This is a genomic window from Massilia scottii (assembly GCF_030846495.1).
Taxonomy (GTDB): domain Bacteria; phylum Pseudomonadota; class Gammaproteobacteria; order Burkholderiales; family Burkholderiaceae_D; genus Telluria_A; species Telluria_A violaceinigra.
The window spans coordinates 74,105-100,102 of sequence record NZ_JAVCWM010000023.1; the positions used below are offsets into that span (position 1 = coordinate 74,105).

A 25,998-nucleotide genomic window follows, 5' to 3' on the forward strand; every position below is an offset into this window, starting at 1 on the left:
GGGATTTTTTCAGGGTATTCTGAACGCATCGACATCACAACATCAACAGGAGCGAGATCATGGGTAAATATGTCATTGGATGGATGCTGGGCATTCCGACCGTCGTGCTGGTGGTTCTGTACTTCATCTTCAACTGAGGGGATGGCGCCGCGCCCGGACGCCGGACTGGGCGCGGCGACGTGCGGCCGCCGCACATGAAAGCGCCACCTCCGGGTGGCTTTTTTATGCATCCGCAAGATGGCTCGATCGCGCGGTGCGAATAGAGCCCCCGTACACGGGTCTTATGCGGAATCGTCCCGCAAGCGGCCCCGCTTGCGGCGATTTGTGGGCGATAATGGCGCTTCTCGTTCCGCTATCCGACATTTCCATGCACATCCCTTACTTCACCGAAGCCGACATTCACGAAAATACGGACGACGCGACCTTCGCGCGCGGCAGCGACTATTTCCGGCGCGGGAAAGTGCATGCCTGCCGCGCCAACGGGGAGGACATCGAGGGCGTGGTCGGCGGCAGCGGCCGCTACGTCTACGACCAGACGATCTATGTGAGCGAGGATGGCGGGGTGATGATCGACGGCAGCTGCACCTGTCCCATGGAATACAATTGCAAGCACGTCGTCGCCGTGCTGTTCGCCTATCTGGAACGTCAGGCGGCCCAGGTCCCATCCCCCGCCGCCCTTCCGTACGCCAGCTCGGCCTGGCTCGACCGCCTTGTCCAGGCTGCAACCCCGCCGCAACCCGATGGGGCGGCAAGCAAGGCGGCGGCGCACCTGGTCTTTGTTTTCGTTCCCGGCAAGCAGCATGGCCGCCTGGAGCTGGCGGTTTGCCGCTCGCGTCCGCGCCCCGGCGGCGGCTACACCAGCGCCACCGCGATCAGCCATTGCTACGAGCTGGCCGCCGACTTTCCCGGCCCGCACCAGGGCGCCCTGATCCGCTTGTTCCTCGCCCTGCGTCCCGATGGCGACAGCTACGGCACGGTGGCGCTGCCGCGCGGGGCGCTGGGCGCGCAATTGCTCTCTCAATTGCTGGACCAGGGCGTGCTGTTGCAGGCCGACTCGCGCAAGGACTTCAAGGGCAAGCTGCGGCCGCTGGCACGCGGTGCGCGCCGCGCCGCGGCCCTGGCCTGGCGCCCCGAGAACAGCGTCATGCGCCTGACATGGGAAGCCGAAGGCGGCGCCATCGGCACGATCGTGCCGACCGATCCGCCGATGTATCTCCACGACGGACAGCTGGGCGAACTCGACTTGCCGGCCGCGCTGCGCGCAATGCCCAGCGCGACCTTGCTGGAGATGGTGACGCAGGCGCCCCAGGTGGCGGCGGCGCAAGCGCTGCGCCTGGCCGCCGAAATGCAGGCCTTGCAGCTGGACCGCCTGATTCCGCTCCCGCCCGCCATGGGATTGACGGTGCGCGAGGACATCCGGCCGACCCCTTATCTTTTGCTGGGCAGCATGGAGCAGAGCATCCACGGCGGCCGTGAATCGGCCTGGCACGATTACGCCGTGCTGGCCTTCGACTACGATGGCAAGCGGGCCTCGGTCGACGCGGGCCAGACGCTGCTGCGCACGACGGCGAACGGCAGCGAGCAGATCGCGCGCGACCATCGCACCGAGGCGCTCGCCCATGCCACGCTGGAGGGCTACGGCTTCCGGCCCAGCAGCGCGCCCGCGCTCGATCGTTTCTTCGGGGCACTGGAGCTGGCCAGCATGGACGACTGGCTCGCCTTCGGGCGCAGCGGCTTGCCGGCCCTGCGCGCGCAAGGCTGGCTGCTGGAGCTGGCGCCTTCCTTCCGCTTCGATGTGCGCGAGATCGACGACTGGTATGCCGACGTCGGCCAGGGCGGCGAAGGCAACGCCTGGTTCGAGCTGGAACTGGGGATTGTGGTCGAAGGCGAGCGCGTTCCCTTGCTGCCGATCCTGTTGCAACTGATCCGCGGCGCGCCCGCCCAGTTCGACGCACAGGCGCTGGCGGCGCATGCCGACAGCGAGGTGCTGATGGCGCGCCTGCCCGGCGGCGGGCGCGTGGGCCTGCCCTGGAGCCGCATCCGGCCGATCCTCAACACCCTCGGCGAGCTGTATTTCCTCGAACGCGTCGGCAACGCCATCCGCCTGCCCAGCCTGGACGCGGCCCGCCTGGCCGAACTCGAGGCCAGCGCCCAGCTGCGCTGGATGGGCGGCGAGAACCTGCGCGCGCTCGGCCGGCGCCTGGCCGGATTTAGCGGCGTGCAGGCGGTGGCGCCGCCGCGCGGCCTGCAAGCGACGCTGCGCAACTACCAGCAGGACGGCGTGGCGTGGATGCAGTTTCTGCGCGAATACGGCCTGGCGGGCATCCTGGCCGACGACATGGGCCTGGGCAAGACCATCCAGACCCTGTCCCACATCCTGCTGGAAAAGGAAGCGGGGCGGCTGGACCGTCCGGCCCTGGTCGTGGCGCCCACCAGCCTGATGGGCAACTGGCAGGACGAGGCGGCCCGTTTCGCGCCGGACTTGCGCGTGCTGTTGCTGCATGGACCGGACCGCGCCGGGCGCTTCGGCGCGATGGGCAGCCACGACCTGGTGCTGACCACCTATGCGCTGCTGGCGCGCGACGAGGAAGCGCTGCTGCGGCAGGAGTTCCATTTATTGATCCTCGATGAGTCGCAATACATCAAGAACCACCGCTCCAAGGCGGCCGCGACGGCCACCCTGCTGCGCGCGCGGCATCGCCTGTGCCTGACGGGCACGCCGCTGCAAAACCATCTGGGCGAACTGTGGTCGCAATTCCATTTCCTGCTGCCCGGCCTGCTGGGCGATGAAAAGCAATTCAACAGCGATTTCCGCAAGAGCATCGAGCGCGACGGCGACACCGGGCGCAACGCCTTCCTGACGCGCCGCATCAAGCCCTTTCTCCTGCGCCGCACCAAGGACCATGTGGCCAAGGAATTGCCGGCCAAGACGGAAATGCTGAGGGAAGTCACGCTGGCCGGCGCCCAGCGCGACCTGTACGAGACGGTGCGCCTGGCAATGGACAGGAAGGTGCGCGCGGCGATTGCCAGCAAGGGCGTGGCGCGCAGCCAGATCGTGATCCTGGAAGCCTTGCTCAAGCTGCGCCAGGTGTGCTGCGATCCGCGCCTGGTGAGCTTGTCCGGCGGGCGCAAGAGCGCCGCGCAGTCGGCCAAGCTGGCCGAGCTGACCGTCATGCTGGAAGAGTTGCTCGACGAGGGCCGCAAGATCCTGGTGTTTTCGCAGTTCACCAGCATGCTGGCGCTGATCGAGGACGAGCTGCGCGCGCGCAAGATCGCCTATGCCTTGCTCACCGGCGAGACCAAGGACCGCGGCGCCCAGGTGGCGGCGTTCCAGGGCGGCGCGGTGGCGGTCTTCCTGATCAGTCTGAAGGCGGGCGGCGTGGGCCTGAACCTGACGGCGGCCGACACCGTGATCCATTACGATCCCTGGTGGAACCCGGCGGTGGAGAGCCAGGCGACCGACCGCGCCTGGCGCATCGGCCAGGACAAGCCGGTCTTCGTCTACAAGCTCATCGCCAAGGCCACGCTGGAGGAAAAAATCCAGGAAATGCAGCACAGGAAGGCCGCGCTGGCCAGCGCCGTGCTCAGCGGCGGAGAGACCCAGGGCTTGCAGATCACCCAGGACGACCTGCAAGCCATCTTTGCGCCCTTGAGCGCGGAGGCGGCGGCGCCGGCCTGAGACAGGCTATTGGCCGCGGCCCGGCGCATTGGCGAGGCTGCGCTGGCGCCACTTCAGGCTGACGTTCAGTTCGGGCTCGCGCCGCGGCGCCCATGCCTGGGCAGCGCCGAGCGCGACCGACAGATTGCGCGACAGCCTGAACTCGGCCGTGGCGCGCGCGCCGAGGCGGCGCAGCGTGGAGCCGGCGACAAATTTTTCGGCTTGCAGTTCCAGCCGGGCCGACCATTGCGCGCCCTGGCGCGTCACTGCCGCGTGCAGCGCGCCGGCCACGCCCGCATGGTGGGGCAGGGCGCTGCCGGCTTCCACGCGGGCGCCGGGCAGCACCGACAATACCGTCTCGCCCCCCAGCGGCCAGGCTTTTCCGGAATGGTAGGCCAGGCTGGTGGCCATGTGATCGCGGTCGTCGTAGGACTCGCTGCGGGTGGCCAGCTGCAGGCGCCAGGCGCGTGGCTGGAACAGGGTCGAGGAAGGAATCGCCGAGTGCGCCACCAGCCAGTCGATGCGCCGCAGGCGCGCATGCCTGCCCTGCACGTGCAGTTCCGGGTTGAGGACCGTGATCTCGGCATGCGGTTCGTAGCCGGGCAGGGGATTGGTCAGCGTGTGCTGAAATGCCGCGTACTCCAGGCTGACGCTGGCGCGCCCTGCGCGCCGGCGCGCCCCGATGGCCAGCAGGCCGCCATCGTGGCCATCTTCCGGCGTTGCCGGCCCGGCCCGGCTGGCGAGCGGCTCGGGATCGTCGAGTTCCAGGCGCGCCCTGGTAATCGCGCCGAGAATATCCTTGCGCGTGGCGCGCTCGCCTTCGTCGCGGTCGATCAGGACGGAGGCGTACTCATACGCCAGTTGCAGCGTGCCCGCACGGCGCGCCGATGGCAGCGCGCCGATCTCGCCGATGCCGGCCTGGCCGAGCGCAATGCGGTGGGCCGCCGTGGCGTCCTGCGCCGTCACCTGGGTTTCAACATCGCGCACGCGCTTGGGGGCCGACGGCCACACCCGGTGCGCGCCGAGCATGCCGGCGGCGCGCAGTGCGCGGACAGTGTCGACCGGTACCGTCACCTTGCCGAAGCGCTTGAGCAGGCCGGCCTGCGGGCGCGCCACGTCGATCAGGGTGAGCGTGCGATAGGCGCAGTTTTCGTGCAGGAAGTCATAGTCGAAGACGCCGTCCTTGATTTCCCAGGTGTGCAGGAGAAGCTTGCGTACCTCGCCGGGCGTGAGCGCGAGCTCGTATTCATGAATGTCGCGGCCTTCGCTCTCGGTGTAGGTGCGCAGGCGGCGGTAGAAGGGCAACTCGTCGGCCACACCGGGGAAGCCGCCGAACAGGCCCTTGAACACGAACGCCAGCTCGCTGTCGCGCGCGTCGGTGCGGGCCGCATAGTTGATGGTCGGGCTGAGCAGTTCGCTGGCGGACTGCCGGAAGATCTTGAGGAAGGTGTGGCCGAATGTGGACGAGGGGTTTTCCAGGTAAGCGGAGGCGAAGTCGATGCTGATGCGCCGGCCCGGAAAGCGTGCCAGCCATTGCGACAGTTGCGGGCATTGCTCGATGGCGGCGTCGGCGCCGTCGTGCCCCAGCCGCATGCGCAGCCATTCGTAGCGCGCCGGGAAGCGGCAGGCGAAATCCTGGCGCCGGGCGGGCGCATGGAGCGCCGCCATGCCGGCCAGCAGCTCGGCGGCGGGCGAGTTTTTTCCTTCAGGGGACAGGAAAAACCGCGCACCGTCAGCCTGGCTGCGCATGCTGCCGTCGCCGCGTTCGCGGTAGTGCAGCAGTGCCAGCCAGGCCGGGTCGCGCGCGATGTTTTCGGCGCCAGGCCGGTTCGTATCGCTGTGCAGCGACGCGGAGGCAGCCAGGGCGCAATGGCTGGCGCACACGCTCAGGCCGGCAGCGGCGAAGAGGAGGCGCAGCGCCTTCATTGTTTGGGGACGGGGCAGGTGCGGCCGCTGTCGTATTGCTGCGCCAGGCGCTCGGCGAACAGGCGCGTGTCGCTGGCGCTGGCCAGCGTCTGGCGCAACCACGCGAGTTTGAGCGCATCATCGGCGCAGTGCGGGAAGTAGGCAGCGAGGGTGTGCAGATACGGTCCCTGCTTACGGATCAGGTCGGCGCCAATGCGGCGGTGGGAAAACAGGGCGAAGTCGCGCAGGATGCGGGCGTCGGCGGAGAGAACCGCCTGGCCCGATGCGGCAGGGGCGGCGTCAAAATCGAACTGGGCGCAGCCGCAAGCCGGCGCCGATGCACCCGCTTGCAGCCCGGTCAGGGCGAGGGCGGCCAGCGTGATCATGCCGGCCATGGGCTTACCTGGCGACCGGTTGCAGGTCGATCATGTATTCGCCGGGATCGTATTCGCGCGAGGCGCCGGTCGAGGTATCGATCGAGGTGCTGAGCGGGCTGGTCAGGAGGATGTTGCCCCACATCCATGGGTTCATCTTGGTCGTCAGCGCCACTTCGGTGGGCGCAAAGCCGGCTTTTTCAACATACAGGGCGCCATGCTTGCGCGACAGGGTGACCGTCAGCGGGGTGACGCCGACGGCGACCTTGTTGGTCACGCTTTCGTTACCCTGGCTATCGGTCGTCTTCACCGCGGTGTAGACGGTGGCGCCCACCGGATTGCTGGACACTTTGACTTGCTGGGTGGTACCGGAATGCATGCTGGCGCAGCCGCTCAGGGCAAGCGCGGCGGCAACCATGGCGAACGCCGGGGTGAAGTTCAGGGAAAAACGGGTCATCGTGAATCTTTCGGACTATCTGGGCAGGGGATAAGGACCTTGGCGAACATGTTATTTATCACCAAGAAATATTTCCGCGAGGATATCACAGCGACCGAAAGTATTAAAGAGGTAGGGGGGCTATTTCCACTCGTTTGTCGCTTTTACACGTCGCGCTGTCGCTTGATCGCGGACTGGCGCGCAAATTCAATGCGCCGCGCCATTTTGTGCCCGGAAGGTACACTGTTTTTTATCGAAGACAGCTGTCGAGGCGAGGATGCGCATGATGGATTTCAGTTCGTGGCAAGGGGCGATGAGCACCATCGTCGGCTTGGCTATATTCACTTTGCTCGGTGTGGGTATCCGCATGCTCATGATGCAAACCATTCAGCAACGCCGCGAGCGCATGAACCGCCAGATCAACGAGCGGCTCAAAACGCTGATTTCCGCTTATCGCACTTTAGGAGGATCGTTTACCGGACAATTGACGGTCGATCCGACGCACTTGCGCGATGTGCGCGGCAGCGCGCAATCCGGCGCCGCAGAAACCAGCGCGCAGGATGGGAAATCGAGCTCCGATCGTTCGCGCCGCATCCGCGACGCCGTCGAAGCCGCGCTGGCCGATATTCTGCTGCTCGGTACGGAAGAGCACTGCCGCCTGGCGGGGCAGGCGGCAGGCGACCTGGCAGCCGGCCGTCCGATCCACACGGCCGAGCTGGTCATTTCCCTGCGCAGCTTTATTCGCGCGGCCCTCGATCTGGCGCCGATACCGGCTGATGTGACTATTCCACTGCAAGGACCGACGCGCGCGCAAGGCAGTGCTGGCCGTGGCAGGGGCGACGCCGGCAGGGCTGGTAATAAAGGGGCCGGCGGCGAGATGGGTGGTGGCATGGGAATGGCGATCGTGCCCGCCATGGGACGCAAGGATGGCGACCAGCCTGTTTAGTATGGAATGGGGACGGGATGTTCGTCGTCGCCGCCTCGCCCGAATCGTATGGGTGCGCAGAGTGAGCGCGGCCAGTAAGAACGCCAGCCGGTAGGCGGCGTTCCGCTTCTTTTCTGTTTCTTACATAGTGCGCTTGCGGAAGCTGAATAGCTCCGTGAGAAAAAATGCCCACGGTACGCAGAACAATGCGGGCAACAGCGCCAGGCCCGCGGGAACGCCCGAGCCGGCTTTCAAAACGATGGCAAGCACCAGCACAATGGCCGCGATAATGAAGGACACGGTGCCAACGTAGCCAAGCAATTGAGACAGGCCGGCATACGATGGCGGTACGCGCTCCCCGCGGGCGTAAAGCCAGATGCGTCGCCCAACAAGGGCAAGCATCACGACATACAGCAACAGCGTCAGAATGCGCGGGAGAAAGTGCGCAAGCATTGCTGGAACGAGCGATCCAAACGGCAAGAACAGCTGCAGCAGTTGCGCGCCCGGAGGTGAAATGCCAGCCAGTTGGAGCAAGGTAAAAACGAGGCCGAGAATATATGCGGGGACGACGAGCCCGAAGCACAGCCAGTATGAAAAAGTGCGCATAGACGATGAGATCCCAGGGGGTGGCAAGCGTTTGAGCGGGCAGGGGACCGGCATCGGCCGCCGGGTACAGTATAGCTGTCCGATGGGGGTGGAGCTTTGTCGATTATTTTCCGGCTGCTCAAACCGCACTTGATCGACGGCTCCGATGTCGCCGGCCGTCATGAACGTCACCGGCAGCCTTAAGCGCCGCCAGCGGGCTACGGATCCCGGAAACAAAAACGCCACCCGAAGGTGGCGTTTTTGTTTATTCTTGGTGGCCCGGGGCGGAATCGAACCACCGACACAAGGATTTTCAATCCTCTGCTCTACCGACTGAGCTACCAGGCCAAGGGTCGCTATAATAGCAGCCCCCGGCCGGTCTGGCTAGTGCGGCGCGTTCCGGAGCGTTTTCAGGCCCGGACTGCGCTTCCGATGGTGCCGCTTATTTCGGCATCACGACCGTATCGATCACGTGAATCACGCCATTGTCGGCGGCAATATCGGTTTTGATCACGTGCGCCTTGTCGAGCATGACCTTGCCGCCTGCCGCAGTCACGGTCAGGTTGCTGCCTTGAACCGATTTCACCGCACCCGGTTTCACATCCGCCGCCATGACCTTGCCTGGCACCACGTGATAGGTCAGCACCCTGGTCAGTGCGGCCTTGTCCTTGAGCAGCGCATCAAGCTTAGCTTTCGGAATTTTTGCGAAGGCTTCGTCGGTCGGCGCGAACACCGTGAACGGCCCCGGGCCTTTCAGGGTGTCGACCAGGCCTGCCGCCTGCACCGCCGTCACCAGCGTGTTGAAGGTACCTGCCGATTTGGCGGTATCGACAATATCGGCTGCGTTCGCAGCGCCACATGCCAGGGTAAATGCGGTTGCGATCAGTACTTTTTTCATAGCGATTTCCTTTAGATAAATTAACCACTGCAGGATGCGAAGGCGTCCGGCGGGAAGATACATGCATGGCGCTCACACATGCTGGAAGCGCCACAGCGTCTCTGTTGCACCGTTACTGAACCGGTATGTGCTTAATTTATCGTTGATATCTATGCGAGTCTATTGTACGCGCCCGGCGATTTGCCAAAAAACGGTTCAAGAGCGGTTCATTGGGCGAGCTTCGCGTGCACAGGGGGGGGCGGCCGGATGGCACTGCTTCAGCGCATGAGCGCTCACGCAGCCTGCGGACGAGAAGAGGGTGGGGGAATGCACGCAGTTACGCCGTATCGGCGATTTTTCAGGCAGAGGGGATAGGAGAGGAGTGGCGAGCACCAATGCAAAACGCCACCCGAAGGTGGCGAAATTGAATTCTTGGTGGCCCGGGGCGGAATCGAACCACCGACACAAGGATTTTCAATCCTCTGCTCTACCGACTGAGCTACCAGGCCAAGAGGCATGATTATAGACAGCCGATCCACGCTTTGCAAGTCCGACCGACAACTTTCTCGACAAATCCTCTGATCGGGGCAAAAACTGTCTCGTTGCCAGCCGCTATAATGCTCCATATGACTAGTCCAAATTCCTCTTCCGCGCGTCATCAGAGCGCGGTGTGCATCGTTGGCAACGGCGCCATCGCCAAGACCGCCGCCCTCGGGTTTGCCCAGGCCGGTCACAGCGTCACCGTGCTGGTCCCGCCATCCGCCTCATCCACCCCCGCAGCAACGGCCGGCGAGCAGCCATGGGATGTGCGCGTCTACGCGCTCAACCACACCGCTCACGCACTGCTGTCCTCGCTCAAGGTCTGGGGCGCCCTCGACATGGACCGGGTGGCCGCGGTCGACGCCATGGCCGTCAATGGCGATGGCGCCCGTCCCGGCGACCTGGCGTTCGACGCCTTCGGCGCCCATGTCGGCGCGCTGGCCTGGATCGTCGAAGACCGCAACCTGAACCAGGCGCTGGACGCCGCGCTCAGGTTCGCCGCCAACGTCACCATCGTCAAGGGCCGCGCCGTGAGCCTGGCCCTGGAGGCCGATGGCGCCACCGTGCGCCTCGACGACGGCAGCGCCATCGCCAGTGCCCTGGTGGTGGGCGCCGACGGCGGCCAGTCGTGGGTGCGCGGCCAGTGCGATATCGGCGTCGACTACCGCGCCTACCACCAGCGCGCGGTGGTGGCCAACTTCGCCTGCGAACAACCGCACCACGGCGTGGCGCACCAGTGGTTCACCGGCGAAGAGGGCATCGTGGCGCTGCTGCCGCTGCCCGGCAAGCGCGTCTCGCTGGTCTGGTCCGCGCCCGACGCGCTGGCCGACACCCTGATGAACGAAAGCCTGGGCGAACTGGCCGTGCGCCTGGCCGTGCTGGCCGGCGACAAGCTGGGCGAACTCAAACCGCTGCAGCCGGAGGCGGTCAAGGACCTGCCGCTGGCGCTGATCCGCCCGCACGCCATCGTCGCGCCGCGCGTGGCGCTGGTGGGCGACGCCGCCCACGTGGTCCATCCGCTCGCCGGCCACGGCATGAACCTCGGCTTTGCCGACGTCGCCGGCCTGCTCAAGACCATCGCCGCGCGCGAGCCGCAGCGCGCCATCGGCGACGAGCGCGTGCTGGCGCGCTATGCCCGCGCGCGCAAGGAAGACATCCTGCTGATGCAGTTCGCCACGGACGGCCTGGCGCGCCTGTTCGGCACCAACCTGGAGCCCGTGCGCATCGCGCGTAATTTGGGATTAAATTTGCTGGATAAGTTGCCTGTTCTAAAGCGTCGACTGATGTCGCACGCCATGGGCAAGTAGCGCTGTTAATGAATCGGAGATCATCATGTTAAACAAAAAATTCGCGCTGCTCGTCATGACGGGCTTGTTCGCCGGCGCCGCGGGCGCCAAGCCGACCGTGGAAGAAACCATCCGCAAGCGCGTCGAGCCCAAGCTGGGCAAGGACGTGAAAATCGAGTCGATCAAGAAGACGCCTTACAGCGGCCTGTATGAAATCCGCGCGCACGGCGACATCCTCTACACCGACAAGCAGGGCAAGTACCTGTTTTTCGGGCAGGTGATCAATACCAAAACGCAGCGCAACCTGACCAAGGAACGCGTCGAACAGATCAACATGATCAAGTTCAACGAACTGCCGTTCGAACACGCGCTCAAGCTGGTCAAGGGCGACGGCAAGCGCATGATGGCCATCTTCGAGGACCCGAACTGCGGCTACTGCAAGCGCTTCCGCCAGACCACGCTCAAGGAAATCGACAACGTGACGGTGTACACCTTCATGTACAACATCCTGTCCGAGGATTCGTCGGCCAAGTCCAGGAACATCTGGTGCTCGCCGGACCGCAACAAGGCCTGGGATGACTGGATGCTGGATAACAAGGCCGCACCGGCCGCCGCCGCCAATTGCGTCAATCCGAACGAGAAGGTATTTGAACTCGGCCGCAAGCTGCGCATCGAGGGCACGCCGGCGATCTTCTTCGTCGACGGCAGCCGCATTCCGGGCGCGATCGATACCAAGGGCCTGGAAGCCAAATTCACCAGCCTGGGCATGCCGGCCAAGCCGGCCGCCAAGCCGGCGGCCGCAGTTGCGGCAGCGGCGCCCGCCGCCGTCGCGAAAAAATAAAACACAAAAAAAGCAGTCCGAAGCGCAGTCCACCAAGAGGGAGTAACAGATGGTCACTTTGAATATCAACGGCCGCGAGATGCAGGTCGACGCCGATCCGGCCACGCCCATCTTGTGGGCGTTGCGCGATAACCTGAACATGACGGGCACCAAATTCGGCTGCGGCGCAGCCCTGTGCGGCGCCTGCACCGTGCACCTGAACGGCGACGCGATCCGCTCGTGCGTCACGCCGATTTCGGCCGCCGCCGGCCAGAAGATCACCACCATCGAAGCGATGGAGGCTGACCCGGTCGGCAAGGCCGTGCAGGATGCGTGGGTCCGCCACGACGTGCCGCAATGCGGCTACTGCCAGAGCGGCCAGGTGATGAGCGCCACGGCCCTGCTGCGCACCAACAAGAAGCCGACCGATGCCGATATCGATGGCGCCATGAGCGGCAATATCTGCCGCTGCGGTACCTATCAACGCATCCGCGCGGCCATCAAGGACGCTGCGACCACGTTAGCCTGAGGAGAGCCGCATGCGTACAGAATGGATTAACCAGGCGGCGTTGACACGCCCGCCCGAAGGCGGCATGTCGCGCCGCAGTTTCATGAAAGCCGGCGCGGTGGCCACCAGTGGCCTGGTGCTGGGCTTTTTCATGCCGGGTGCGAACAAGTTCGCGCGCGCGGCCGATGCCGCCGCCAAGCCGGTCTACGCGCCCAACGCGTTCCTGCGCATCGCGCCGGACAACAGCGTCACGGTGATGGTCAACCGGCTCGAATTCGGCCAGGGCGTGCATACCGCGCTGCCGATGCTGATCGCCGAGGAACTCGACGCCGACTGGTCGCAGATGCGCGGCGAACTCGCGCCGGCGGGCGACGCCTACAAGGACCCGGCGTTCGGGATGCAGATCACGGGCGGCTCCGGCACCATCGCGCACTCGTTCATGCAGTACCGCGAAATCGGCGCCAAGGCGCGCGCCATGCTGATCGCCGCCGCCGCGCAGCAGTGGAAGGCCGAACCCGGCCAGCTCACCACCGCCAGCGGATTTGTGATTCACCCGGACGGCCGCAAGGCCAGCTATGGCTCGCTCGCCGATGCGGCGATGAAGCAGCCGATGCCGGCCACGGTCGTGCTCAAGGACGCCAAGGATTTCCGCTTCATCGGCAAGCCGGTCAAGCGCCTCGATGCGCTGGCCAAGTCGAGCGGCAAGCAGCAGTTCGGCATCGACTTCACCCTGCCCGATGCCAGGGTGGCCGTGGTGGCGCGCCCGCCCGTGTTCGGCGCCAGGGTCGCCAGGCTGGACGCCGCCAAGGCGCGCGCGATCAAGGGCGTGATCGAGGTGCTGGAAATCGCGCTTGACCGCGGCGGGCGCGGCGTGGCGGTGATCGCCGACGGCTACTGGCCGGCCAGGCAGGGCCGCGAGGCGCTGGTGATCGACTGGGATACCAGCGCGGTCGAGAAAGTCACGACAAGCAAACAGATGGCGGACTTCAAGGCGCTGGCCAAGAAGGCCGGCACCGTCGCCAGACAGGCCGACGTGAGCAAGCTCGCGGGCGCGCCGAAGAAAATCTCGGCCTTCTACGAGTTCCCGTACCTGGCGCACGCGCCGATGGAGCCGCTCAACTGCGTCATCGACCTCAAGGCCGACAGCTGCACCGTGTGGGCCGGTACCCAGATGCAGACGGTCGACCATGCGGCGATTGCCGCCACCGCGGGGCTGAAGGCTGAGCAGGTAACGCTCAACACCATGATGGCGGGCGGCGGTTTTGGCCGCCGCGCGGTGCCGACGTCGGACTACCTGGTCGAAGCGGTCAATGTCGCCAAGGCCTACAAGGCCGCCGGCAAAAGCGGCCCTTTGAAAGTGATCTGGAGCCGCGAAGACGACATCAAGGGCGGCTACTACCGTCCCTCGCACGTGCACCGCGCCGATATCGGCCTGGACGCCAAGGGCAATATCCTCGCCTGGGATCACGCCATCGTCGGCCAGTCGATCATCAGCGGCACGCCGTTCGAGCCGTTCATGATCAAGGATGGCGTGGACGCCACCATGGTCGAAGGCATGGGCGCACCGTACGAGGTGGCCATGAAGCTGACCGTCCACAATGCCAAGGCCAACGTGCCGGTGCTGTGGTGGCGCTCCGTGGGCTCGACCCACACCGCTTTTGTGATGGAGACGCTGGTCGACGAAGCCGCGCACGTGGCGAAGATGGACCCGGTAGCCTACCGCAAGAAGCTCATCGGCGAGAAGCACACGCGCCACCTGGCCGCGCTGGACCTGGCGGTCGAGAAGTCCGGCTACGGCAAGCGCAAGCTGCCCAAGGGCCGCGCCTGGGGCGTGGCGCTGCACGAGTCGTTCGGCTCCGTGGTCGCGTATGTGGTCGAAGCATCCGTCGTGAAGGGCGTACCCAAGCTGCATAAGGTCACCGCCGGCATCCACTGCAACCAGGTCGTCAATCCATTGACGATCGAAGCGCAGGTGCAGGGCGCGGTGCTGATGGCACTCGGTACCACCTTGCCGGGTGCGGCGATTACGCTCAAGGATGGCGTGGTCGAACAGCAGAACTTCGGCGACTACACCGTGGCGCGCATGACCGACATGCCGCAGGTGGACGTCTACACGGTGGCGTCAAGCGATGCGCCGACCGGCATGGGCGAACCTGGCCTGCCGCCGCTGGCGCCGGCGTTTGCCAATGCGCTGTTTACGCTGACGGGCAAGCGGCTGCGCAAGCTGCCGTTCGACCTGAAGGCGGCTTGAGCGCGCATGCGGCCATGACCCCTGTCGGCATTCTGCTGGCCGCCGGCAGGGGGCGTCGTTTCGATCCGACTGGCGCAGCGAGCAAGCTGCTCCAGCCTTTGCCTGGCGGCGAACTGGTAGTCGCCGCCAGCGCCCGCGTTCTGCTCTCCTCCGTAGACAAAGTGATCGCCGTCGTGCGGCCGGACGACGGCGGCGTGGGCGACTGCCTGCGCGCGCTGGGCTGCATCGTCACGGTTTGCCAGGACGCCGACAGCGGCATGGCCGCGTCCCTCGTGCACGCGATCCGCCATTCGCTGCCCGCGGCCCCATCGTGGCTGATCGCGCTGGGCGACATGCCCCATGTGCGCGCCGCCACCATGCTGGCGCTGCGCGCCGCGCTGGAGCAGGGCGCGCCGATCGCGGTGCCGGTGCATGCCGGCCAGCGCGGCAACCCGGTCGGCTTTGGCCGCGTCCACCTCGACGCGCTGCTGGCGCTGCAGGGCGACCAGGGCGCGCGCGCCATCCTCAAGGCGCATCCGGCGAGTGTTGTTTCAGTCGACGATCCGGGCATTTTTTCGGACATCGATACCGTCGCGGACCTGTCAAAAACAAGTAAGATCGCGTAAGGTTGACAGCCTGCGCTGGTCCATCTCCACGAACTACCCATTGATCATGAAAAAACCGACACCCAAGAAGCCGGCTGCTATCAAGTACGCCATTGTTCCCAAAGACCTGGGCGCACACCTGTTCGACGTGACCGTCACCGTGGCTGCACCGTCGCCGGATGGCCAGATATTCGCCCTTCCCGCGTGGATCCCGGGCAGTTATATGATCCGTGAGTTCTCGCGCAATATCGTCCAGATCCGCGCCGAATCGAACGGCAAGCCGGTCGCGCTGACAAAACTCGACAAGCATTGCTGGCAGGCCGCCCCGGTGGCCGGCGCACTGACCGTGCAGTACGAAGTCTACGCCTGGGACCTGTCGGTACGCGCGGCGCACCTGGACCAGACCCACGGCTTTTTCAACGGCACCAGCGTGTACCTGCGCGTGCTGGGGCAGGAACAAACGGCGCACGAAGTCGACATCCAGCGTCCGCCCGATGCCGCCGCAAAAGCGTGGCGCGTGGCGACCTCGCTGCCCGAACTGGGCGCGAAGCGCTACGGCTTCGGCACCTATGTCGCCGGCGACTACGATGAACTGATCGACCATCCGGTCGAAATGGGCGACTTCGCGCTGGCCACCTTCAAGGCGCACGGCATCGCGCACGACATCGTCGTCTCCGGCCGCGTGCCCAACCTCGACATGGCGCGCCTGCAGGCCGACCTGAAGGCCATCTGCGAAACCCAGATCGCATTTTTCGAGCCGCGCACCCGGCGCGCGCCGATGGACCGCTACGTCTTTCTCACGCTGGCCGTGGGCGACGGTTACGGCGGCCTGGAACACCGCGCATCGACCGCGCTCATTTGCGCGCGCGCCGACTTGCCGAGCACCGCGGCGCCGCGCGCGGCCGACATCGGCGAAGGCTATCTCAAGTTCCTGGGCCTGTGCAGCCACGAGTATTTCCATACCTGGAACGTCAAGCGCATCAAGCCGGCCGCGTTTGCGCCCTACGACCTGCAGAACGAAACCTACACGCCGCTGCTTTGGCTGTTCGAAGGCTTCACCAGCTACTACGATGACCTGATGCTGGTGCGCAGCGGCATCATCGGCGAAGCGGCTTACCTCAAGCTGCTCGGCAAAGCCGTCAGCGGCGTGCTGCGCGGCAGCGGGCGCACCAAGCAAAGCGTGGCCGATTCCAGCTTCGACGCCTGGGGCAAATACTACCGCCAGGACGAGAATGCGCCCAACGCCATCGTCAGCTACTACGGCAAGGGCTCGCTGATCGCGCTGGCCTTCGACCTGACCATCCGCGCCAAGACCGAGGGCAGGAAGTCGCTCGACGATGTGATGCTGGCGCTGTGGCAGCGCTATGGCCGCGATTTCTATCCGACCGCGCGGCGCGGCGTGACCGAGGCCGACGTCGAAGCGCTGTTCGACGAGATCAGCGGCCTGAAACTCAAGCCCCTGTTCGACAAATACGTGCGTGGCACGGCCGACCTGCCGCTGGCGAAGCTGTATGCGCCGTTCGGCGTCAAGCTGGAAGACCTGCGCAAGAACGCCAAACCGGTGTTCGATGCGGGCATCGGCCGCGATGGCGGCGACTGCAAACTGACCCAGGTGCACGAAGGCGGCGCGGCGCATCGTGCCGGCCTGTCGGCGGGCGATATCCTGGTGGCGGTGGAGGGCTTGCGCGTGTCTGGCAACCCGTCCAATCTGGATGCGCTGCTGTCGCGCTACAAGGTGGGCGACACGATCGGCGTGCATGCGTTCCGGCGCGACGAGCTGATGACCTTCAGCGTGCAGCTGCAGGGCGACCGGGTACCGGATGTGAAACTGTCGCTGGTTGACGAGCGCAAGAAAGGCGCGGGGCTGGCGCGGCCAAGCGCGGTGCGCTGATGCGGTAGACGCGTACGGAAGGTGGCGCCCGGTGCCGGCGTGTACAGAGCCGTGGCCCGGGCGCTTGAATCGTGATGGGCACTGTGTGCCCATCACGGCTTATTGAGCGATGGCGTCTTCCTTGTTCAGGGTCAGTTCGGCGCGCTGCTCGGGTGTTTTCTTGAGCAGAACCGCGATGGCGGCGGCCTTGGCGTTCTCGTTCTCCACCTTGTACTTCGCATGGAGCAGGTCTGCTTCAGGCGACTTTTCGACGAAGCGGGTTTTCGACACCCACGCCGCGAAATCCGGATTCTCCACCGAGAAGCCCGCTTTTCCGCTGGTGCGGATAGGACGCAGCTGGAATCCCATGCCGTAAATGAAGCGCGCGACGACGTAGTAGCGTTTGCCCGCTTCGACGTTCGCATCCATCAGATAATTGTACGCGCCATAACCGGCCATGAAACGGTGTGCGCCCGGCGTGACCAGATGGACCGACTTGCTGTGCGTGGGGAGCATGGACAGCAGGGTCATGTCGGTGTCGGTGACGTCGTATATGCCGACGGCGGCGAGCGGCAACATCAGGTTTTTCGGCTGCAGGAAGATGATTTGCGCCTTGTCCGCCGGCGGCGCCGACAGGGTCGTCGTCGCGGCGTCGACGAACGTTGGCGGTGGCGGTGGACCGGACGACGCGCAAGCGCTCAACGCCAGGATGGCGGCGACCATGATCAGTGTTTTTTTCATTGTATTAAAGGCACGGTGTGCCGGTGTGTTAAAAGGTGGGCTTTCAGTTGAACAGGCGCTGCAACTCCACGCCCGGTTCCGGCGCGCGCATGAAGGCTTCGCCGACCAGGAAGGCATGCACGTTCGCGTCGCGCATGCGCTTGACGTCGGCCGGTCCCATGATGCCCGATTCGGTCACCACCAGCTTGTCTGCGGGGATGCGCGGCAGCAGGTCGATGGTGGTCTGCAGCGACGTTTCAAACGTGCGCAGGTTGCGGTTGTTGATGCCGACCAGTTTCGTATCGAGCTTGAGCGCCGCCGTCAGCTCATCGCCATCGTGCACTTCGACCAGCACGTCCATGCCCAGTTCGTGCGCGCAGGCTTCCAGTTCGGCCATCAGGCCGTGATCGAGTGCCGACACAATCAGCAGGATCGCATCGGCGCCCATCGCGCGCGCTTCGTACACCTGGTACATGTCGATCATGAAGTCCTTGCGGATCACCGGAATCTCGCAGGCGGCGCGCGCCTGTTTCAGGTACTCGACCTGGCCCTGGAAGAACTGTACGTCGGTCAGCACCGACAGGCATGCCGCGCCGTGGCGCGCGTAGCTCTCGGCGATGTTCGCCGGAAGAAAGTCCGCGCGCAGCACGCCTTTCGACGGCGACGCTTTTTTCACTTCGGCGATCACGCCCGCCTGGCCGGCGGCGATATGCTTGCGCAGGCTCGATTCAAAGCCACGCAGGTTGCGGCGCGCTTCGGCATCGGCTTCGACCTCGCGGCGCAGGCTGGCCAGGTCACGGTGTTTTTTTGCGGCGGCGACTTCGTCAGCCTTGACCGCCAGGATTTTATTGAGGATATCGGACATGATGAAGTTTCAGTTTGGTTTGGAAAGCGCGAGCTTGACGCCGAGCCAGATGAACAGGCCGCCGGTCACGCGGTTAAGCCACAGCGACACGCCTGGGCTGACCTTGATGCGGGCACTTGCCTGCGCCGTGAACAGCGCGAGCGAGGTACACCACAGCATGCCGTTGAGGTTGAAAATGCAGCCAAGGACGATAAAGGCCAGCGCCTTGCTCGGTGCATCGTGCGCGATAAACTGCGGCACGAAGGCGAGGAAGAACACCGCCACCTTGGGGTTCAGGACATTCGTCAGGAAGCCCTGCGCAAAGATTTTAGCGTACGGCAGCGGCGCCACGGCGACTGCAGCGGCCGGGTCGACCCGTTTGCTGCGCAGCAGGCCGATCGCCATGTAGATGATATACGCCGCGCCGACATACTTGACGACCATGAAGGCGGTCGCCGAGGTGGAGAGAATGGCCGACAGGCCAAGCGCCGCGGCCAGCACGTGGATCATGGTGCCGGCGCCGATACCCAGCGTGGCGGCCACGCCCGCACGCCAGCCTTGCGTGGCGCTGCGCGTCATGATCAGGAGCGAGTCGGGGCCGGGCATGATGTTGAGCAGCAGGCCGGAGACGATGAACAGGGGGAGGTCGTGGATGCCAAACATGGTGGAGAAGTCCTAGCCGTCATTGCCGCGCGTTGGCGCGGGAATGACGGCATTAAGTTCTAAGGCATATGGCGCCTTCAAGTCGATACGACGACGATCAGACACCGAGTTGCTGCGTCACCTGGACGAACTGGTCGACCTTGGCGCGCGCGGCGCCCGATTCGATTGCGGCGCGTGCTTTTTTCAGGCCGTCTTCAATCGAGGTGGCCACGCCGGCCGCGTACAGCGCCGTGCCGGCATTGAGCGCCACGATGTCGTAGGCCGCTCCCGGCTCGCCGTTGAGCGCTTCCATCATCTTGATCTCCGACTCTTCCGCATTCGCCACCTTGAGATTGCGGCTGGCGATCATCTGCAGGCCGAAGTCTTCCGGATGAATTTCGTACTCGCGGATTTCGCCGTTGACCAGTTCACCGACCATGGTGGCCGCGCCGAGCGAGACTTCATCCATATTGTCGCGGCCATACACCACCACCGCATGCTGTGCGCCCAGGCGCTGCAGCACACGCACCTGGATGCCCACCAGATCCTGGTGGAACACGCCCATCAAAATATTCGGCGCGCCGGCCGGATTGGTCAAGGGACCCAGGATGTTGAAGATGGTGCGCACACCCAGCTCGCGCCGCACCGGCGCCGCATGCTTCATGGCGGCGTGATGATTGGGAGCGAACATGAAGCCGATGCCGGTCTGCGCGATCGACTGCGCGATCTGCTCGGGTGAGAGGTTGATGTTGGCGCCCAGCGACTCGATCACATCGGCGCTGCCGGACGACGACGATACGCTGCGCCCGCCATGCTTGGCCACGCGCGCGCCGGCGGCGGCGGCCACGAACATCGCCGTGGTCGAAATATTGAAGGTGTGGGCGCCGTCGCCACCGGTACCGACGATGTCGAGCAGGTGGGTGGTGTCGGCCATCGGCACCTTGGTCGAAAATTCGCGCATCACTTGCGCGGCGGCGGCGATTTCGCCGATGGTTTCCTTCTTCACGCGCAGGCCGAGCGTGAGCGCGGCGATCATGGTCGGCGACATTTCGCCCGACATGATCTGGCGGAACAGGTGCAGCATCTCGTCGTGAAAAATCTCGCGGTGTTCGATGCAGCGTAACAGTGCTTCTTGTGGGGTGATCGGCATGACAGCTCCTTGATCTGGGCAGGGCGTTACGGGGGCTTAGCGTTCGAGAAAATTCTTCAGCAAGGCATGGCCATGCTCGGACAGGATCGATTCGGGGTGAAACTGCACACCCTCGATATCGAACTCCCTGTGCCGCACGCCCATGATCTCGCCGTCGTCGGTCCATGCCGTCACCTCCAGGCAGGCCGGGAGCGACGCGCGCTCGATCGCCAGCGAGTGGTAGCGGATGACCGTAAACGGACTCGGAAGATTCTTGAACACGCCCACGCCGGTGTGCGCGATCAATGAAGTTTTGCCATGCATGACCTGCTTGGCGCGAATGACCTTGCCGCCGAACGCGGCGCCGATGGCCTGGTGGCCGAGGCACACGCCGAGGATCGGCAGCTTGCCCTTGAACTGCTCCAGGATGGAGACCGAGATCCCGGCTTCGGCCGGTGTCTTGGGACCGGGCGAGATGCAGATGCGGTCCGGCTGCATCGCGCTGATCTCGTCGATCGTGATTTCGTCGTTGCGGAAGGTAGCAACTTCCTCGCCCAGCTCACCGAAGTACTGCACCAGATTGTAGGTGAACGAGTCGTAGTTATCGATCATCAGCAGCATCTCAGAGCTCCCCATCCAGGCCGTCTTGCACTTGCTCGGCTGCGCGCAGGACCGCGCGCGCCTTGTTTTCGGTTTCCTGCCATTCCATTTCGGGGACCGAATCGGCCACGATGCCGGCGGCGGCCTGCACATACAGCATGCCGTCCTTGATCACGCCGGTACGGATCGCGATCGCCACGTCCATCTCGCCGCCAAAACTCAGGTAGCCGCAGGCGCCGCCGTAGATGCCGCGCTTGGTCGGTTCGAGTTCGTCGATCACTTCCATGGCGCGCACTTTCGGCGCGCCGGTCAGGGTGCCGGCCGGGAAGGTCGCGCGCAGCACGTCCAGGTTGGACATGCCGCCCTTCAAAGTGCCTTCGACGTTCGAGACGATGTGCTGCACATGCGAGTATTTTTCCACGACCATGCGTTCGGTCACCTTGACACTGCCGGTTTCGGAGATGCGTCCCAGGTCATTGCGCGCCAGGTCGATCAGCATGACGTGTTCGGCGATCTCTTTCGGGTCGGCCAGCAGCTCCTTCGACAGTTCGGCGTCGCGTTCCGGCGTTGCGCCACGTGGGCGGGTGCCGGCGATCGGGCGCAGCGTGACTTTCTTGGTGCCGTCGGCCGCGGTTTCGTTGCGCACCAAAATTTCTGGCGAGGCGCCCACGATCTGCATGTCGCCGAAGTTATAGAAGTACATGTACGGCGATGGGTTCAGCGAGCGCAGCGCGCGGTACAGGGTCAGCGGATTGTCCACGTAGGGCTTGCGAATGCGCTGGCCGATCTGCACCTGCATCAGGTCACCGGCCATCACGTATTCGTGGGCGCGGGCCACCGCCTTGAGGTAATCCTCTTTGCTGAAGTCGCGCACCGCTTCGGTACGCACCGAGCTCGATGTCACCGGCGCGTCGACGCCGCGCCGCAGCATCATGCGCAGGTCCTTCAGGCGCTGGCGTGCCTTGGAATACGCTTCCGGCTGCGTGGTGTCGGCGTACACGATCAGATACAGCTTGCCCGACAGGTTGTCGATGACCGCCAGTTCCTCGGTCACCATCAGCTGGATGTCTGGCAGGCCCAGGTCGTCCTTGGGCTGCGTGTCGGCCAGCTTGCGCTCGATGTGGCGCACGGTGTCGTAGCCGAAGTAGCCGGCCAGGCCGCCGCAAAAACGCGGCAGGCCGGGACGCAGCGCCACTTTGAAGCGCGCCTGGTACTGCTCGATGAAGTCGAGCGGATTGCCGTCGTGGGTTTCGATCACCTCGCCGTTCTTGACGATCTCGGTGCGTGTGCCGAAGGTACGCAGCACCGTCGATGCGGGCAGGCCGATGAAGGAGTAGCGCCCGAAACGCTCGCCGCCGACCACCGATTCGAGCAGGAAGGTGTTCTTTCCGGTGTTCTGGGTCTGTGCCAGCTTGAGGTACAGCGTGAGAGGCGTTTCGAGATCGGCGAAGGCTTCCGAGATCAATGGAATACGGTTGAAGCCTTCGTTGGCCAACGATTTGAATTCGAGTTCGGTCATGCTTTTCTCCATGCCGCCATGGCGCATCCGCGGGCGGTGGGTTTCAAAAAACCTGCCGGCGCACAGGGGCAGCCGACAGCAATCACTACAGGGTTACTTAGCCCAGGATTGCCAGCGTCGCCAAAGCCAAGCCTCAATCGAGCCGGTTTGGGTGACATTGTGTTTTTTGATGAAAAACATATGTGATGGAAGGTTAGTATGTGTTGTGGTTGTGGGAACGAATCAGGGTTGCCGCTTCTACAAGTGAGGTAACTATACCATCGGAATCTGTTTCGTGTATAGCCCGCCCGTGGTTATAACCATACGGTACCGTCAACACAAAGCAGCCAGCTCGACGAGCAGCCTCGGCGTCGTTGGACGAGTCGCCGATAGCCACCACCTGCGACGGCGCCAGATCGAAGTCGGCGCAGACCTGCAGCAGCGGCATCGGGTCCGGCTTTTTGCGCGCCAGCGAATCGCCGCCGTACACGATTTCGAAATACTCCGCCAGGCCCTTTTGCGCCAGCAGCGGCGTGGCAAAGGCGATCGGTTTGTTGGTCACGCAGGCCAGGCGCAGGCCGTCGGCTTTCATGGCATCGAGCCCTTCGAGCACGCCGTCGTACAGCACGCTGTGATTGCCGTTGATCGCCAGGTAGTGCCCCTGGTAGAGCGCCATGGCCTCGTCGAAGCGCTGTTCGACGCCGGCGGCGTCCTGCTCCAGCGCGAGCACGCCGCGGATCAGGTTTTCGGAGCCTTTTCCGATCATCAGCGCGATCTGCTGCTGCGTGATCGGAGCGTAGCCGAATTCACCGCGCATGGCGTTGATGGCGACATGGAAGTCGGGCAGGGTGTCGAGCATGGTGCCATCGAGATCGATGATCGCCGCGCGGATCGGGGCGTGGATCGATTGGATAAAATTGGTCATCGGGGAATAGGAGCGGTCAGGATTGGAATATTTTATCGGAGCGGAGCGTAGCGGTGTCGGTCGATCTTCCTGTCATTGGAGATGCCTGCCCATCCAGGTGATTATTCGGGTGCATCCGCTTCTTTCGAGATGAGCATGTTGTGCCATTCTTCAGACCATCGCAGCAGAGGCATCATGGCTTTTAACAAGCTCGCGCCGCTCGGGCTTAAGGTGTAGCCGCCTGATTCCGCGGTGTCGAGGATGCCGGTTTCGCGAAGTTCCCGCAGGCGCAGATTGAGCACCGTCGGCGACATGTCGTCGCAGCACTCGCGCAACTGACGGAACGTCAGCGGCGTATCGCGCAGCTCCCAGATGATGCGCATTACCCAGCGCCGGCCAAGCAAATCGAGCAAGGCCATGATCGGCCGCCCCGTGTGCGAGCCGCGTACCGGCCGACCCGGTTTTGGAACAGTCATCATTTCTCCTTTTTCTTGCTACGTTAAACGTAGCATGGTGCTACACTATCCGTAGCATTCGAGTGATTTTACCACCCGTACTCAAGGAGACCGGCATGTCGACCACCAGAATTGTTCCGCTTGAAGCCCCGTATGAAGATGCAGTTGCCGGGACATTCAAGCGATTCCTGCCACCGGGCATGGAACCGCTGAAATTATTCAGAACGCAGGCGCACAACCCGCGCGTATTACAGCGCACGTTTGCGGGAAATCTGCTCGACCAGGGATCAATCGATCCGCGTGCACGGGAACTGATTATTTTGCGTACCTGCGCGCGCTGTGGTTCCGAATATGAATGGGGTGTGCACGTCGCGTTGTTCGCGGAGCGGGCGGCATTGAGTGCCGCCGACGTGGCGGCAACGCTTGGCAGCGATCCTGAACAGCGTGCCTTGCCCGCGCAAGAGGAATTGCTGTTAAAGGCGGTGGATGAACTTCACGACACGTCCACCATCTCCGATGGGCTATGGGATGAATTGGCGCGGCACTATTCGTCAGCGCAGATCCTTGAAATCATCGCGCTGACCGGAAACTACCATGCGATCTCGTTCATGACGAATGCCGCCAGGGTGGAACTGGAGACGTTTGCGCCCCGTTTCAGCCGCTGAAGCATAGGCCGGGGCGGCCGGGTGATCATCCCTGTGCCAAGCGGATGATGAGCATCGAATACCGCGCATCATTCGCCCGGGCGGCAAGGGGACGCGCTTACTTGGCTGGTGCTGTCTCGGGCGCAGGCGCTGGTGTTTCGGAGGCATCAGGTGCGTCTGCCTGGCCGGATTGGCCTGGTGCCTTATTGGTGCTGATGATTGTCGTGAGCGTCGATCCGCCAGCTTTTTCGCAATCGGGTGCCGCGCCGGTCCACTTGATCGACTCGCCGCGAACGACGGGGCGTACCAGGCGCCATGGCAGCAGGCCAAACCGCTGCGAACCGGCATAGTTAATAATGGCGTCGCCACCTTCCGCTTTGGCGCGTTGGGCCAATTCCCCGACGAGCTCCGAGACGCCGCCGTACGTCCCCTTGGCCACTTTGACTTTCTTGATTACCTTGTATGGAAACTCGGCTGGCGGCACGCTGGCGAAAAAGCAGAAATTGCTCGGGTCGGATGTTGGTGCCACATCTTCCGCCGCTGAGGCTGTGTTCAGAAAGGCAAGCGACAGGATGCAGCAGAGCGAGATTTTATTCATGTTGAAGTGATGCTTTCGTCAAGTTTTCTTGCGGGAATGCAAGATTATAAATACAGGCAGCGAGTATGATCTGAAACCGGCAATTCATCAATTGCCGTGTGCTATTGGCCTGTCTGACGTTGCAAAACCGCCAATTTGGCCGGAGGGCTGCGCTTTCGCACCCATCAAGCTGATGGATCCATTCGGGTTGATCAGGCAGCGGCGTTGCTCATGCCGAAAAGGGAAACCGGTAGAACCGGTCCTTTTCGGCGTATTTTTCGTCAACGACGTGCGCGCGCGATAATCGATCCAGGCTCTCCGATCCACAAACGTCGGGGCAGTGGATTTCCATTGGCGGAAATGACAGCATCAAGGTAGCTCCCCGGCGCCGACCGGTGCAGTGATGGCCAGCGGCGAATCAGGAAATATCGTTACTGAATCGATCGGATTGAAACGGATAGGTTTTCATGATGTGGACCAGTTCCGCAGCCGCCTTGGCCCCTTCCAGAACGGTAAGTGGATATGCTTTCCTGAAAGCGCTGACCAGCGCGAGCCTTGTCCCGTTTTGAGCAAGGGAGATCAATTCAGGGGACGAAACGACAACGTCGCCAAGCACCATGGGATGACCCGTGTAAGAGATTGGCGCGCGCTTGATGGTCTTGATCGCCGACGGGTCAACACCGTAATCAATCAGCGCATCGGCATCGTTGCTTTGCACTATCCAATGTACGGCTCGGCTTCGCTTCAGGAGCAGATCCATAGGGAGTATCTGCGCCAGTCCCCGGGAAGGGCGTTCGAAGCCCGACAAATCGATGATCAAATCGCAGTGATCGGACAGGGCGCGTACCCGCGTTTCGATGTCGTTCGCGTCGTTTCGATGCGCCCGCGGCGCAAGGCGAAGGCGCAGGGGAACTTCGTCGTACAAGGTCACGGACGGCTGCAAGTCGAGGTAACTGCGGATGATCTCGAGCTGTTCCTCGGCGACTTCGCCACAGCGCTCGGGAGGAAAACAGTCGAATACAGCACGGAGCATGGCGTGCGCCGCAGTGTCCTGATTGGGGCTCCACAGCGAAAAATGTTGCGGCTGAACGTCGGGCGAAGCGAATGTACCGCCAATTCTCATGCCATCGCAGCCAGATACGCTCCACCGGTCATCCCAACCTGCCAGCATGGCCGAACAAGAAGCATGAATGGCCGCCATGACGCGCGCGTCCACCGGCAGCGTGAAGACCAAGCCCGGAAGAAGTCCTGTGGGATGGGCTTCGAATGCGGCAATGCCGGTAACGTCGCCCTCGACCCGAATGGAGCCGCCCCGATGGAACGACGGCCCAAATCCGAGGCGAAGGTCGAAATACAGCATCTTTGG

At 63.8% G+C, this 25,998-nt stretch carries 24 protein-coding genes and 2 tRNA genes; 9 read left to right on the top strand and 17 right to left on the bottom strand.

Translation table 11 applies throughout. The annotated features are described in order from the left end of the window. The first annotated feature begins 367 nt into the window (after window positions 1-367). On the top strand, window positions 368-3,679 hold the full coding sequence (locus RBA41_RS25445) for a DEAD/DEAH box helicase (protein ID WP_306627023.1): 3,312 nt from the start codon (window positions 368-370) through the stop codon (window positions 3,677-3,679). A 6-nt stretch (window positions 3,680-3,685) separates the two neighbouring features. Here the strand turns inward: RBA41_RS25445 and RBA41_RS25450 are convergent, their stop codons facing one another. Genes RBA41_RS25450 through RBA41_RS25460 form a run of 3 tightly spaced genes read right to left on the bottom strand, consistent with a single transcriptional unit; the run spans window position 3,686 to window position 6,394 of the window. Next, window positions 3,686-5,584 (bottom strand): Lnb N-terminal periplasmic domain-containing protein, encoded by a 1,899-nt coding sequence (locus RBA41_RS25450; RefSeq protein ID WP_306627024.1) that lies wholly within the window; start codon window positions 5,582-5,584, stop codon window positions 3,686-3,688. Then, entirely contained in the window at window positions 5,581-5,958 is a 378-nt protein-coding gene (locus RBA41_RS25455; protein ID WP_306627025.1) for a hypothetical protein, read from the bottom strand. Before RBA41_RS25455 ends, RBA41_RS25450 begins: the two co-directional genes overlap by 4 nt. Window positions 5,959-5,962: 4 nt before the next feature. Continuing rightward, complete coding sequence (locus RBA41_RS25460; RefSeq protein ID WP_306627026.1) at window positions 5,963-6,394, bottom strand: hypothetical protein; 432 nt, start codon at window positions 6,392-6,394, stop codon at window positions 5,963-5,965. A 256-nt stretch (window positions 6,395-6,650) separates the two neighbouring features. Here RBA41_RS25460 and RBA41_RS25465 point away from each other — a divergent pair, with 256 nt between their 5' ends. Next, window positions 6,651-7,319, top strand: coding sequence for a hypothetical protein (locus RBA41_RS25465; RefSeq protein ID WP_306627027.1), 669 nt, complete (start codon window positions 6,651-6,653; stop codon window positions 7,317-7,319). A gap of 120 nt (window positions 7,320-7,439) precedes the next feature. Here the strand turns inward: RBA41_RS25465 and RBA41_RS25470 are convergent, their stop codons facing one another. From RBA41_RS25470 to RBA41_RS25485, 4 genes are all read right to left on the bottom strand, one after another. Then, window positions 7,440-8,066, bottom strand: coding sequence for a hypothetical protein (locus RBA41_RS25470; protein WP_306627028.1), 627 nt, complete (start codon window positions 8,064-8,066; stop codon window positions 7,440-7,442). An 89-nt stretch (window positions 8,067-8,155) separates the two neighbouring features. Then, window positions 8,156-8,231, bottom strand: a tRNA-Phe gene (locus tag RBA41_RS25475). A 94-nt stretch (window positions 8,232-8,325) separates the two neighbouring features. Then, complete coding sequence (locus RBA41_RS25480) at window positions 8,326-8,781, bottom strand: fasciclin domain-containing protein (RefSeq protein WP_306627029.1); 456 nt, start codon at window positions 8,779-8,781, stop codon at window positions 8,326-8,328. Between the two features lie 412 nt (window positions 8,782-9,193). After that, window positions 9,194-9,269, bottom strand: a tRNA-Phe gene (locus RBA41_RS25485). 117 nt (window positions 9,270-9,386) lie between these two features. On the opposite strand from RBA41_RS25485, the gene RBA41_RS25490 reads away from it, so the two are divergent. Genes RBA41_RS25490 through RBA41_RS25515 form a run of 6 tightly spaced genes read left to right on the top strand, consistent with a single transcriptional unit; the run spans window position 9,387 to window position 16,640 of the window. After that, entirely contained in the window at window positions 9,387-10,607 is a 1,221-nt protein-coding gene (locus RBA41_RS25490; protein ID WP_306627030.1) for an FAD-dependent monooxygenase, read from the top strand. 25 nt (window positions 10,608-10,632) lie between these two features. Beyond that, window positions 10,633-11,427 (top strand): DsbC family protein, encoded by a 795-nt coding sequence (locus RBA41_RS25495; protein WP_306627031.1) that lies wholly within the window; start codon window positions 10,633-10,635, stop codon window positions 11,425-11,427. Window positions 11,428-11,476: 49 nt separating this feature from the next. Next, on the top strand, window positions 11,477-11,935 hold the full coding sequence (locus tag RBA41_RS25500; RefSeq protein WP_306627032.1) for a (2Fe-2S)-binding protein: 459 nt from the start codon (window positions 11,477-11,479) through the stop codon (window positions 11,933-11,935). 10 nt (window positions 11,936-11,945) lie between these two features. Beyond that, window positions 11,946-14,165: a xanthine dehydrogenase family protein molybdopterin-binding subunit gene (locus RBA41_RS25505; RefSeq protein ID WP_306627033.1), complete on the top strand. Its 2,220-nt coding sequence runs from the start codon at window positions 11,946-11,948 to the stop codon at window positions 14,163-14,165. Next, a complete protein-coding gene (locus RBA41_RS25510; RefSeq protein WP_306627034.1) occupies window positions 14,162-14,770 on the top strand; it encodes a nucleotidyltransferase family protein in 609 nt (202 codons plus the stop codon). The genes RBA41_RS25505 and RBA41_RS25510 overlap by 4 nt, the downstream gene beginning before the upstream one ends. 46 nt (window positions 14,771-14,816) lie before the next feature. After that, a complete protein-coding gene (locus tag RBA41_RS25515; protein ID WP_306627035.1) occupies window positions 14,817-16,640 on the top strand; it encodes a M61 family metallopeptidase in 1,824 nt (607 codons plus the stop codon). Window positions 16,641-16,739: 99 nt separating this feature from the next. Here the strand turns inward: RBA41_RS25515 and RBA41_RS25520 are convergent, their stop codons facing one another. The 8 genes from RBA41_RS25520 to RBA41_RS25555 form a co-directional block, all read right to left on the bottom strand. Next, complete coding sequence (locus tag RBA41_RS25520) at window positions 16,740-17,360, bottom strand: hypothetical protein (RefSeq protein WP_306627036.1); 621 nt, start codon at window positions 17,358-17,360, stop codon at window positions 16,740-16,742. Between the two features lie 43 nt (window positions 17,361-17,403). Then, window positions 17,404-18,204 carry an indole-3-glycerol phosphate synthase TrpC gene (gene trpC / locus RBA41_RS25525; RefSeq protein WP_306627037.1) on the bottom strand — a complete coding sequence of 267 codons (801 nt, stop codon included), beginning with the start codon at window positions 18,202-18,204 and terminating at the stop codon, window positions 17,404-17,406. Between the two features lie 9 nt (window positions 18,205-18,213). After that, window positions 18,214-18,846, bottom strand: coding sequence for a LysE family translocator (locus RBA41_RS25530; protein ID WP_306627038.1), 633 nt, complete (start codon window positions 18,844-18,846; stop codon window positions 18,214-18,216). 97 nt (window positions 18,847-18,943) lie between these two features. Then, window positions 18,944-19,975: an anthranilate phosphoribosyltransferase gene (trpD, locus tag RBA41_RS25535; RefSeq protein ID WP_306627039.1), complete on the bottom strand. Its 1,032-nt coding sequence runs from the start codon at window positions 19,973-19,975 to the stop codon at window positions 18,944-18,946. Window positions 19,976-20,011: 36 nt separating this feature from the next. Further along, window positions 20,012-20,575, bottom strand: a complete 564-nt coding sequence (locus tag RBA41_RS25540) for an anthranilate synthase component II (protein WP_306627040.1) — start codon at window positions 20,573-20,575, stop codon at window positions 20,012-20,014. A 1-nt stretch (window position 20,576) separates the two neighbouring features. Continuing rightward, complete coding sequence (gene trpE / locus RBA41_RS25545) at window positions 20,577-22,073, bottom strand: anthranilate synthase component I (protein WP_306627041.1); 1,497 nt, start codon at window positions 22,071-22,073, stop codon at window positions 20,577-20,579. Between the two features lie 193 nt (window positions 22,074-22,266). Further along, entirely contained in the window at window positions 22,267-22,977 is a 711-nt protein-coding gene (locus RBA41_RS25550; protein ID WP_306627042.1) for a phosphoglycolate phosphatase, read from the bottom strand. A gap of 101 nt (window positions 22,978-23,078) precedes the next feature. After that, window positions 23,079-23,432 carry a winged helix-turn-helix transcriptional regulator gene (locus RBA41_RS25555; RefSeq protein ID WP_306627043.1) on the bottom strand — a complete coding sequence of 118 codons (354 nt, stop codon included), beginning with the start codon at window positions 23,430-23,432 and terminating at the stop codon, window positions 23,079-23,081. Window positions 23,433-23,527: 95 nt separating this feature from the next. Here RBA41_RS25555 and RBA41_RS25560 point away from each other — a divergent pair, with 95 nt between their 5' ends. Continuing rightward, window positions 23,528-24,076, top strand: a complete 549-nt coding sequence (locus tag RBA41_RS25560; protein WP_306627044.1) for a carboxymuconolactone decarboxylase family protein — start codon at window positions 23,528-23,530, stop codon at window positions 24,074-24,076. A 97-nt stretch (window positions 24,077-24,173) separates the two neighbouring features. Here the strand turns inward: RBA41_RS25560 and RBA41_RS25565 are convergent, their stop codons facing one another. Then, window positions 24,174-24,653 (bottom strand): hypothetical protein, encoded by a 480-nt coding sequence (locus RBA41_RS25565; protein WP_306627045.1) that lies wholly within the window; start codon window positions 24,651-24,653, stop codon window positions 24,174-24,176. Between the two features lie 397 nt (window positions 24,654-25,050). Next, window positions 25,051-25,992: a hypothetical protein gene (locus RBA41_RS25570; RefSeq protein WP_306627046.1), complete on the bottom strand. Its 942-nt coding sequence runs from the start codon at window positions 25,990-25,992 to the stop codon at window positions 25,051-25,053. Between the last annotated feature and the right edge of the window lie 6 nt (window positions 25,993-25,998).